The 9961-nt window shown below is 64.7% G+C and carries 13 protein-coding genes; 8 read left to right on the top strand and 5 right to left on the bottom strand.

Annotated features, from left to right (window positions below):
* Positions 1 to 57: 57 nt before the first annotated feature.
* On the bottom strand, positions 58 to 528 hold the full coding sequence (locus tag SPR01S_RS13610) for a PaaI family thioesterase (RefSeq protein WP_066590381.1): 471 nt from the start codon (positions 526 to 528) through the stop codon (positions 58 to 60).
* 63 nt (positions 529 to 591) lie between these two features.
* Positions 592 to 1377 carry a succinate dehydrogenase iron-sulfur subunit gene (locus SPR01S_RS13605; RefSeq protein ID WP_066590380.1) on the bottom strand — a complete coding sequence of 262 codons (786 nt, stop codon included), beginning with the start codon at positions 1375 to 1377 and terminating at the stop codon, positions 592 to 594.
* Positions 1378 to 1516: 139 nt separating this feature from the next.
* On the opposite strand from SPR01S_RS13605, the gene SPR01S_RS13600 reads away from it, so the two are divergent.
* Positions 1517 to 2437 (top strand): heavy metal-binding domain-containing protein, encoded by a 921-nt coding sequence (locus SPR01S_RS13600; protein ID WP_066590379.1) that lies wholly within the window; start codon positions 1517 to 1519, stop codon positions 2435 to 2437.
* A complete protein-coding gene (locus SPR01S_RS13595) occupies positions 2437 to 3261 on the top strand; it encodes a heavy metal-binding domain-containing protein (RefSeq protein WP_066590378.1) in 825 nt (274 codons plus the stop codon). The genes SPR01S_RS13600 and SPR01S_RS13595 overlap by 1 nt, the downstream gene beginning before the upstream one ends.
* A gap of 55 nt (positions 3262 to 3316) precedes the next feature.
* Here SPR01S_RS13595 and SPR01S_RS13590 read toward each other — a convergent pair whose 3' ends face one another.
* Positions 3317 to 4030 carry a hypothetical protein gene (locus tag SPR01S_RS13590; RefSeq protein ID WP_066590390.1) on the bottom strand — a complete coding sequence of 238 codons (714 nt, stop codon included), beginning with the start codon at positions 4028 to 4030 and terminating at the stop codon, positions 3317 to 3319.
* Between the two features lie 31 nt (positions 4031 to 4061).
* Positions 4062 to 4373: an ArsR/SmtB family transcription factor gene (locus SPR01S_RS13585; protein ID WP_066590389.1), complete on the bottom strand. Its 312-nt coding sequence runs from the start codon at positions 4371 to 4373 to the stop codon at positions 4062 to 4064.
* A gap of 132 nt (positions 4374 to 4505) precedes the next feature.
* On the opposite strand from SPR01S_RS13585, the gene SPR01S_RS13580 reads away from it, so the two are divergent.
* Complete coding sequence (locus SPR01S_RS13580; protein WP_066590377.1) at positions 4506 to 5252, top strand: SDR family NAD(P)-dependent oxidoreductase; 747 nt, start codon at positions 4506 to 4508, stop codon at positions 5250 to 5252.
* Between the two features lie 69 nt (positions 5253 to 5321).
* Here the strand turns inward: SPR01S_RS13580 and SPR01S_RS13575 are convergent, their stop codons facing one another.
* Complete coding sequence (locus SPR01S_RS13575) at positions 5322 to 6680, bottom strand: NAD-dependent succinate-semialdehyde dehydrogenase (protein WP_066590376.1); 1359 nt, start codon at positions 6678 to 6680, stop codon at positions 5322 to 5324.
* Between the two features lie 156 nt (positions 6681 to 6836).
* Between SPR01S_RS13575 and SPR01S_RS13570 the strand changes: the two genes are divergently transcribed.
* From SPR01S_RS13570 to SPR01S_RS13550, 5 genes are all read left to right on the top strand, one after another.
* Positions 6837 to 7088 (top strand): GlsB/YeaQ/YmgE family stress response membrane protein, encoded by a 252-nt coding sequence (locus SPR01S_RS13570; RefSeq protein ID WP_084251176.1) that lies wholly within the window; start codon positions 6837 to 6839, stop codon positions 7086 to 7088.
* Positions 7089 to 7145: 57 nt separating this feature from the next.
* Complete coding sequence (locus SPR01S_RS13565; RefSeq protein ID WP_066590374.1) at positions 7146 to 7385, top strand: exodeoxyribonuclease VII small subunit; 240 nt, start codon at positions 7146 to 7148, stop codon at positions 7383 to 7385.
* Positions 7382 to 8293, top strand: coding sequence for a polyprenyl synthetase family protein (locus tag SPR01S_RS13560; RefSeq protein WP_066590373.1), 912 nt, complete (start codon positions 7382 to 7384; stop codon positions 8291 to 8293). The genes SPR01S_RS13565 and SPR01S_RS13560 overlap by 4 nt, the downstream gene beginning before the upstream one ends.
* Before the next feature lie 16 nt (positions 8294 to 8309).
* Positions 8310 to 8819 carry a pantetheine-phosphate adenylyltransferase gene (gene coaD / locus SPR01S_RS13555; protein ID WP_066590372.1) on the top strand — a complete coding sequence of 170 codons (510 nt, stop codon included), beginning with the start codon at positions 8310 to 8312 and terminating at the stop codon, positions 8817 to 8819.
* 338 nt (positions 8820 to 9157) lie between these two features.
* Positions 9158 to 9934, top strand: a complete 777-nt coding sequence (locus tag SPR01S_RS13550; RefSeq protein ID WP_066590371.1) for a peptidylprolyl isomerase — start codon at positions 9158 to 9160, stop codon at positions 9932 to 9934.
* Positions 9935 to 9961 lie beyond the last annotated feature (27 nt).

Here is a 9961-nt window from a genome sequence, read left to right as displayed (position 1 = left end):
TTGGGAGAGGGAGGGAGCGCCAAAGGCGCGGAAGGGAGAGGGTGACTGAGTTGGAGATTATACCGTTCCCGGCGGCGGGCTCGATTTCCGCAGCGTCCCGGTAAAGCTCGCGATCGTCGGCAGCCCTTCCTGGACGATCAGCCCGCGCAGGAACAGCATCCGGCTGGTTTCGCGGAGCAATTCGATATGTGCCTCGAGCGGCTCGCCAATCATCCCGCCGCCGATGAATTGCGCCGACAGGTCCAGCGTTACGGCGCCACCCGCGCTCAGGCACCCGAACGCCCGGCTGGCGGCGAACAGCGATACATCCATGAAGCCGAGCAGGGCCCCGCCATGGACGTTGTCGCGCATGTTCGAATGCTCGTGCCGCGGCATCATGCGGACCCGCGCGATGCTGCCCTCCAGCTTCACCTGGAGCGGTTCGAGAAACGCATTGAACCGGGTCGAGTCGCGGAACTGCCAGCGTTTCCAGCCGGGCAGATCCGGATCGTCGTCGTAAAGGAAGAGAGGGGAAGGGGCGTCGTCCAACTAAAATCCGTTCGTGTTCCGGTCACGCCCCCTCGACACGCTCGGGGCGAACGGAAGATTGGATCAGACGATCCGCTCGGCTTCCAACTTCTTGATCTCGGCGATCGCCTTGGCCGGGTTGAGGCCCTTGGGGCAAGCGTTGGCGCAGTTCATGATCGTGTGGCAGCGATAGAGGCGGAACGGATCCTCGAGCTGGTCGAGTCGCTCGCCGGTCATCTCGTCGCGGCTGTCGGCGAGCCAGCGATACGCTTGGAGCAGGATTGCCGGGCCGAGGAACTTGTCGCTGTTCCACCAATAGCTCGGGCAGCTGGTCGAGCAACAGGCGCACAGGATGCATTCGTAGAGGCCGTCGAGCTTCTCGCGATCCTCCGGGCTCTGCAGCCGCTCCTTGCCCGCGGGCGGCGGAGTGACCGTCTGCAGCCACGGCTTGATCGACGCATATTGCGCGTAGAAATGGGTGAAATCGGGGACCAGATCCTTGATCACTTCCATGTGCGGTAGCGGAGTGATCGTGACTTCCGATTTGCAGTCCTCGATCGCGGTCGTGCAGGCGAGGCCGTTCTTGCCGTCCATGTTCATCGAGCACGATCCGCAAATCCCTTCGCGGCACGAGCGGCGGAAGGTCAGCGACGAATCCTGCTCGGACTTCATCTTGATTAGCGCGTCGAGCACCATCGGGCCGCACGTGTCGAGGTCGACCTCGAAAATGTCGTAACGCGGATTCTCGCCGGTATCGGGATCGTAGCGATAGATCTTGAAACGGCGGATATTGGTGGCGCCCTCTGGCGCCTTATGGACCGTGCCGTTCTTGCGGATCTTGCTGTTCTTCGGCAGGCTGAACTCGGCCATCGTCAATCCCTAATGCGTCGCGCGATCGCGACGCGGCTATGCCTTTCGCAGGCGCAGCGCAACCCCATCCGAAAATTCGTAGGTCAACGCTGCTGACCCGATTGAGTTGGCCGTATTATCCTGCCATGACACGCATCGCATGAATCCGATCGAACCCGTCGATCACGAGCAACGCGCCGCCGAATGGACGGTCGCCCTCGAACATCATGGATTGCCTGGCTTTGTCGAGGAGCGGCTGGTGTGTGCCGCGGCCGGATCGACTCCCTGGGTCGCCAGCATGACGCCGGCGGAATTGCTGCTCGCCAGAACCCATGGCATCCGGCCGGTCGCGACCGTTTCAGGCACTTGCTGGTACCATTATGGCTATAGCTGGACCGAGGGCCATGCCGAAGGCTGGCACAAGGCGCTTGGCCGCCTCCAGCGCGAGGCGGCGGCGGCCGGTGCCAATGCCGTGGTGGACGTCCGTATGCGCACGTTGCGGCATTCGATCGGCGCCAGCATGGACTTCACCCTGATCGGCACGGCGGTTAAGATCGCGGGTCTGAAGCCGACACCGAAGCCGGTCGTCGCCACCGTGCCCGCGCTGGAATTCGTCCGGCTGCTCGAGGCCGGTATCGTTCCCGTCGGGATCGCGGTCGGCGCGCAGTTCGATTGGTATCTCAACAATGCCTGGACCAATGGCGGCGCCTGGCAAACCCAGCGCGCGATGAATTCCTGGACCAACCAACCGATCATGGACCTGACCGAATTCTGGGAAGGGATACGGCGCCAGGCGCACGCGGAATTGCGGCGGGCTGCTGCGCAGCAAGGCAACGGAGTCCTGGCGCATACGCATTTCGGGCAATTGCTCCGCCGCGAGCGCGACAAGCAGCCGCCGCAATATCTCGGCCGTCACATCGTCATCGGCACGGTGGTCGAAGTCGAGCGCGGCGAAGGCGTCAGCCACGAGGTGGAGATGGTGCTCGACATGCGCGACCGGGCCTCGCCGCTGGGGGCGGGTAATGGGCCGCGCCATTCGAGCTATGGCAGCGACATGGACGATCAGGAAGGAAGCATCTGATGGCCGACACTAGCCAGCCCATCCCCGAACACGCGTTGGCGCGGCTCGCGGGGTTGCGGCGCGAGGGGCATCCGGACGGCGTCTTCACCTCGGATTTCTCGGTCAACGAGTTTCTGCTGGTGCGCAAGGCAGGGTTCGAGCCGATCGGCCTCTGCGTCGGCTCGTGCATCTATCATGTCGGCTTTCAAATGGCCGGCTGGGGCTCGTCGGTCGAAATGGATGTGCTGTCGACCGCGATGTACGAAGCGCGCGCGCTGGCGATGGAGCGGATGAAAGCGGAGGCGCAGCAAATGGGCGCGGACGGCGTCGTCGGCGTGCGGCTGACGGTCAAGCGGCTCGAATGGGATGACAAGGTGCTCGAATTCGTCGCGATCGGCACCGGCATCGTCCACGCCAAGGGCCATCAGGGCTTCAAGGGCCCCCGTGGCGAGCCGTTCACCTCAGCGCTCAGCGGGCAGGATTTCTGGACGCTGCTCCAGGCCGGCTATCGGCCGCTCGAGATGGTGATGGGTAGCTGCGTCTATCACGTCGCGCGGCGCGGTCCGTTCGCCTCGCTCGGCACGATCGGGCAGAATGTCGAGCTGACCAACTTCTCGGTCGCGCTTTATGAGGCGCGCGAGATCGCGATGGAACGAATGCAGCTCGAAGCGAGCCGCGCAGGGGCAGAAGGCGTGGTCGGGGCGGACCTGCACGAAGGCAATCACGGCTGGTCGACCCATGTGATCGAGTTCTTCGCGATCGGGACGGCGGTGCTGCCGATCGAGGGGATGGCGGAGGCGGATCGGATACCGGACCCGAAGCTGGTGCTGTCGGTGAATAGCTGAGGTTGGTATTGTCAAACGCGGGAGGCCGCGGTCGCGGTCCCGTCCATGACGGCTCCTAACCCTCCAGCGACCCCGCCCCGTCATATTTCAGTTCCAGATACCGTCGCTGCGTCGCCACCTCATCGAACGCCCCGCGTGCCAGCTGCTCGGTCATCCGCGCGACCTCGGCGTCGATCACGCCGAGTCCTTCGACTAGATGACCGTCCGCACTCTGCCCGCCGCTCCCGGCGCGGTCGCGCAAGCTTGGCGGAACGGCGCGATAACCAGTGACGAGATCAGGCAGCTCGACGCACAGCAATTTGCGCACCGCGTCCGCCGCCGGCTCCTTGGGATCGAGTTGCGCCAGTTGTGGTGTCATTCCCTCCAGCCGGTGGAGGATGTCATCGGCGACCCGAAGCGCGGGCGCGGGCAAAGCGGCGCGCTGCCCCTCCAGCCAGCGGCCCGCGACATCGGGCAACTGGTGCAACGGGGTCGCTGTCAACACATCGCTCGTTGCTGGGCGTTCGCGCGACGCCGTCGCGATGGCGACGCATATAGCTACCCAGCCAGCGAACGCGCCGAGCAGACCCGCAGATCCAACCGGTACGCCGAGCTGGATCGCGATGGTGAGCAAAGCCGCGACGATTACCCCCGCAACCAAGCAGCGCAGGAGCAGTCTGTTGGTCGCGGCCTGGCGCCGGCGCTGCGCTTTCAGCGCGCGCGCGCGTCCTTCCGGCGATACCCGGTCGAGCATCGCGCGGGCTTGATCGGTCGTTCCGGTGTCTGGCATCGCCGTCGTCTGCCCCAGCCGCGAACGCGCTTCAAGCGGCGTTGGCGAGGACCGCATCGAGCAAGCCGGGAAAGCGGCGGTCGAACTCGGCGCGCCGCAGCACATTGATCATCTCGCGGCCCGATTGCGTGGTTTCGATCAGGCCGGCGGCGCGCAGCGTCTTCAGATGGTTGGACAGCGTGCTCTTGGGAACCGGCGCGTCGCACGGTGTCGTGTTCGAACAGCTCAGCCCCGTGGCCGCAGCCAGCCGTGCGACGATCGCCAGCCGATTCGTATCGGCCAGCGCGTGGAGCGCCAGGTCGAGCGGCACGTCCTCCAATCGCGGATGGGTAAAGCGGGGCATTGCCCAAATATAGGAATGGTTCGTGATTTTCATAGTTCGGGAATATTGAACTATCGGATCTTGCCTCCCAGATCACCGTGGCCGGCAGCGCACGAGGTCGTGATCGCGGGCACGGAATTTCGGAGAAGACACATGTCCCATAGCAATGCCCTTGGCGGCAAAAAGGCACTCGTCACGGGTGGATCGCGGGGGATCGGATCGGCGATCGCCAAGCGGCTTGCCGCCGATGGCGCCGAGGTCGCGATCACTTATGCCGGCAACAAGACCGCCGCCGACGCGACGGTAGCAGCGATCGAACAGGCAGGCGGCAAGGCGGTGGCGATTCAGGCCGATGCCAGTGACGATGCCTCGCAGCGCGCGGGAATCGAGGCGGCCGCAGCGGCGCTCGGCGGCTTCGACATTCTGGTTCACAATGCCGGCGTGGCGGAATTCGCTGCGATCGAGGAGGATACCGACGAGTCGTTCGCGCGTCAGTTCGGGGTCAATGTCCGCGGGTTGCACGTTGGTACCCGCGCCGCTTTGCCGCATTTGTCGGATGGCGGTCGCATCATCCTGATCGGCTCGGTTGCGGCCGATCGTGCGCCGTTCGGCGGAATATCAACTTATGGCGCGACCAAGGCAGCGGTCGCCGGACTGGGCCGCGGTTGGGCGAAGGATCTCGCGTCGCGCAACATCCTCGTCAACGTCATCCAGCCGGGTCCGATCGAAACCGATATGGCGCCAACCGGTGACCTCGCCGACGCGTTGAGGCAATCGGTGCCGCTAGGCCGGTTCGGCGCAGTGGAGGAGATTGCCGGCGTCGCCGCTTTCCTGGCCGGACCGGATGCGACGTTCATCACCGGGACGACGCTGAACGTCGATGGCGGCGTTTCGCTATGAAGCCCCATGGTCTGTCCTCCCCGGTCGGGGGGGCAGACTGGTTCTAGATGCCAAGTGAATTCGCCGCGATCAGCCGATCACGGCCTTCAAATTCATGAATTCGTGCAGGCCCCAAGGACCCAGTTCGCGGCCATGGCCGGAGCGCTTGACCCCGCCGAACGGCGCCTCGGGGGTCGAAGAGAGCATGCGGTTGACCGCAGTCATGCCGGCGGCGATGTCGCGAGCGAAGCGCTCCTTTTCGGCATCGTCATTGGTCCAGACCGATGATCCCAGCCCGAACGGCACATCGTTGGCGAGCGCGATCGCCTCGTCGATATCCTTGACCTTGAACACCATCGCGACGGGGCCGAACACTTCCTCCTTGGCGACTTCGCTGTCGGGATCGATATCGACCAGCACGCCAGGCGTCAGATAGGCGCCTGGGAGATCGGGTTTCTCCGCTCCGAACAGCAGGGTCGCGCCGGCGTCGCGGAACTTGTCCATTTGGCCGAGCACGGTGTCGCGCTGCTCCTCCGACGATAGGGGCCCCATCTCGGTCTCCGGATCCATCGGGTCGCCGGTCTTCACCGCTTTCATGCCGGCCGAGAATGCGTGCATGAAATCGTCATAGACATCGGCATGGACGATCATGCGCTTGGCGCAGATGCACGACTGGCCGGTATTCTGGGTGCGCGCGGTGACCGCGGTCTTGGCGGCAAGCGTTATGTCGGCGGATGGCATGACGACGAACGGATCCGATCCGCCGAGTTCGAGCACGACCTTCTTGAGAGCGCGCCCCGCGGCTTCGGCAACCTTGGCGCCGGCGCCTTCGCTGCCGGTCAGCGTCACCGCGACGATGCGCTCATCGGCGATCAGGTCGGCGACCTTCCCCGATTTGATCGCCAAGTTCTGGAACAGGCCTTCGGGTGCGCCAGCCGCCAGTATAGTCTCCTCCAGCGCGGCGGCGCACCCCTGGACCGAAGACGCATGTTTCAGCAGCCCGACATTGCCCGCCATGATCGCCGGTGCGGCGAAGCGGACTACCTGCCAATAAGGGAAATTCCACGGCATCACCGCGAGCACCGGTCCCATCGGCAGCCAGCGCGCCACGGCATGGCCGACCGGCGTGTCGACCTCCACGGATTTGAGCAGCTGCGCGCCATGGCGGGCATAATAGCGGAAGGCGGAGGCGCATTTCTCGACCTCGGCAATCGCCGATTTCAGCGTCTTGCCCATTTCCTCGGTGGCGATCCGCGCCAGCCGGTGCTTGTCGTCCTCGAACCGCTCGGCAATGTGGCGGAGCAAGGTCGTGCGATCGTCGAGGCCGCTCTCACGCCAGGCGAGGAAGACCTCGTGCGCCTTGGCGAGCCGTGCCTCGACCTGCGCGTCGGTCAGTTCGGCGAAGCTCCGGCCGGGTTGCCCGGTGGCGGGATTGATGCTGGTGAACATAGGCGTTGCCTCTCGTTTTCGGTCAGCCGAACGCACGGCCTCGATGGCGGGTCCCGCAGTTGGAATTCTTCGGGGAACCACTCTTCGAACGAGTCATTGTGCAACCGCAACGGTCATGCAATCCTGCTGACGCCAATGGCCTAAGGAGAGAGAATAATGGGTATCATCCGCATGATCGTCATCGGATTGATCGTCGGCGCGCTGGCGCGCTGGTTCTATCCCGGTCCCGTCCACGCCGGTTGGATCGTCACGATCCTGCTGGGCATCGCCGGTTCGTTCGTTGCCGGTTTCGTGCTGCAGATGGTGAATCGCAAGGCAGGCGAGCCTCTCCATCCGGCGGGTCTCATCGCGTCGATCATTGGCGGTATGGTGCTGATCTTCGTCGCGCGGCTGCTGCATATCGCTTAATGGTAAGAGGCGGATCGGCGGTTGCTCCCGCCGATCCGCTGCCCCATAGCGTCGCGGATGGACACGCCGATCGATGACCTGTCGTTCGAGGACGCGCTGAAGCGCCTCGAGGAAATCGTCCGCCAGCTCGAAAGCGGCGAGGCGAAACTGGATGACGCTATCCGCCTCTATGAAGAGGGCACGCGTCTGCGTCAGAAATGTACCGAGCGGCTCGACGCGGCGCAGGCGCGGATCGAGGCGATCCGGCTCGATTCGGATGGGCGCCCCGCGGGCGTCGCGCCGTTCAACGCCGCATGAGAGACGGCGCCGTGGCTCCTTCTTCGTCGCTCAAGGCAGCGTTGACCCAGGTGGGTGCCGAGGTCGATCGGCGCTTCGACGTGATGCTCGCGGTGCCGAGCGACGCGCGCGCCGAATTGTACCAGGCGATGCGGCATGCGGCGATCGGCGGCGGCAAGCGCCTTCGCCCGTTGCTCGTCTTCGCGACCGCCGGCCTGTTCGGGGTAGATCGCGAATGCACCGCGCGCACCGCCTGCGCGATCGAGGCGGTCCATGTCTATTCGCTGATTCACGACGATCTGCCGGCGATGGACGATGACGATTTGCGCCGCGGCAAGCCGACCGTGCATCGCGCCTTCAACGAAGCGACGGCGATACTGGCGGGCGACAGCCTGCATGCTTTGGGGTTCGAATGGCTTGCCGATCCGGCCACTCATCCCGATCCCTTTGTCCGCGCAGAATTGGTGCTCGAGCTTGCGCGCGCGGCGGGACCTGCCGGCATGGCCGGCGGGCAGATGATGGATTTGAAGGCCGAGAGCCAGACGTTCGACCTCAACACCGTCACGCGGCTGCAGGCGCTGAAGACCGGTGCGTTGATCAGTTGCGCGGTCGAGATGGGCGCGATCCTGGGCCGCGTCGCGCCGGAGGGGCGGACGGGCCTGCGCGGCTATGCCCGCGACATCGGCCTCGCTTTCCAGATCTCCGACGATTTGCTCGACGTCGAGGGCGACGAGGAAAAGGCGGGCAAGAAGCTGAGAAAGGATGAGGGCGCCGGGAAGGAGACTTTCGTCTCCCTGCTCGGCGTCGATCGCGCGCGGGGCCAGGCACGAATGCTGGTCGACCAGGCGATCGATCATCTGCGCGCTTATGGGCAGGAGGCCGACCTGCTCCGCAGCATCGCGCGCTACGTGCTGGAACGCGACCACTAGCCAAAAGGACGGGGGCATGACCATTCGCACCGGGGTCTACCCCGGCACGTTCGATCCGATCACGCTGGGGCATATGGATATCATCCGGCGCAGCGCGAAGCTGGTCGACCGGCTGGTGATCGGGGTTACCACCAACATCGCCAAGGCCCCGCTGTTCAGCGACGACGAGCGGATTGCGATCGTTCGCCGCGAGGTCGAGGCGACGGGCATCGACAATATCGAGGTGGTCGGGTTCAGTTCGCTGCTGATGGATTTCGCCGACAGCCAGGGGGCGTCGATCGTCATCCGCGGCATCCGCGGCGTCACCGACTTCGAATATGAATATCAGCTCACGGGCATGAACCGTCAACTCAATCACCGCGTCGAGACGGTGTTCCTGATGGCCGACGTCTCGCTCCAGCCAATCGCCAGCCGGCTGGTCAAGGAAATCGCGGTGTTCGGCGGCGACATCTCCAAATTCGTCACCCCCAGCATCCGCGACGAGGTGATCGCGCGAATCGACCGCGACGGCCTGCGGCGAGCTTAGGTCGGCGAGTGATTTTGCTCGCACAAAGACACGAAGGCGCAAAGACGGGCAGGATTGGTTCGCGCAGAGGCGCAGCGCGCGCGGAGGTTTGTTGAGCCTCGCGATGCGAGGCTCCCTTTTGCGCGGTGGACCGCCCTACGGCCTGCACCGCCCGGCGCCCACGCCTTCATGCGATCGGATCTTCGCGTCTTCGTGACTTTGTGCGAGTCATTTTTCGAGCTGCATCCGCGGCAACGACACCAAACCTGCCTCAAAAAAGCCGCACGCACTGCGCATTGGCGCTTGGCGATAATTGCTCTAAGCCCCCACACCGAACGACCGTCTTTTCCGGAGTGCCCATGCGTTTCTTTTTCGGCCTGATTGCGATGATGAGTGTCGCGATCGCCGGCAGTCCTTCGATCGCTGCCAAGAAGCAGAAGGCGCCCCCGACTCCGCCGGTAACGGCGCGGCTCGCGCCGCCGCCGATGACCGACAAGGAAAATCTGCTCTATCTCGATCTGTCGACCGGCGGCCGGGTGGTGATCTGGCTGCGGCCCGATGTAGCGCCCAAGATGGTCGAGCGGGTGAAGACGCTGACTCGTCAGCATTTCTATGACGGGCTCAAATTCCACCGCGTGATCGACGGCTTCATGGCGCAGACCGGCGATCCCAAGGGCGACGGCACCGGCGGTTCAACGCTTCCCGATGTGCCCGCCGAGTTCAACTATCTGCCGCACGTGCGCGGCGCGGTGGCGGCGGCGCGCGAGGGTGCGGCCCCGGACGCATCGCCGGAGGACAAGGCCAAGGCTGAAAACAGCGCCAACAGCCAGTTCTTCATCGTGTTCCTGCCCAAGCTGGCGCTCGACAAGAAGTACACGGTCTTCGGACGCGTCATCTCCGGCATGGAATATGTCGATGCGGTCGAGCGCGGCGAGCCGCCGGCGAACCCATCGATAATCTACCACGCCTATATCGCTGCGGATAATCCGCCGCCTTATAGCGCGCCTCCACCGCCTCCGCCGCCGCCGGCACCCGTTTTGGCGCCCGCGCCGACGCTGACCACGCCGACGCCCGCGGACAAGGCGCCGGCTGCCAAGGCGCCGGTCGCGAAGACGCCGGCTCCGGCCAAGAAATAATCACGATCAACTGACGCGAGGGGCGGC

The sequence above is a fragment of the Sphingomonas pruni NBRC 15498 genome (assembly GCF_001598455.1).
Taxonomy (GTDB): Bacteria; Pseudomonadota; Alphaproteobacteria; order Sphingomonadales; family Sphingomonadaceae; genus Sphingomonas; species Sphingomonas pruni.
Note: the sequence above shows the minus strand (reverse complement) of the source record. Positions and strands in the feature narration are given on the sequence as shown.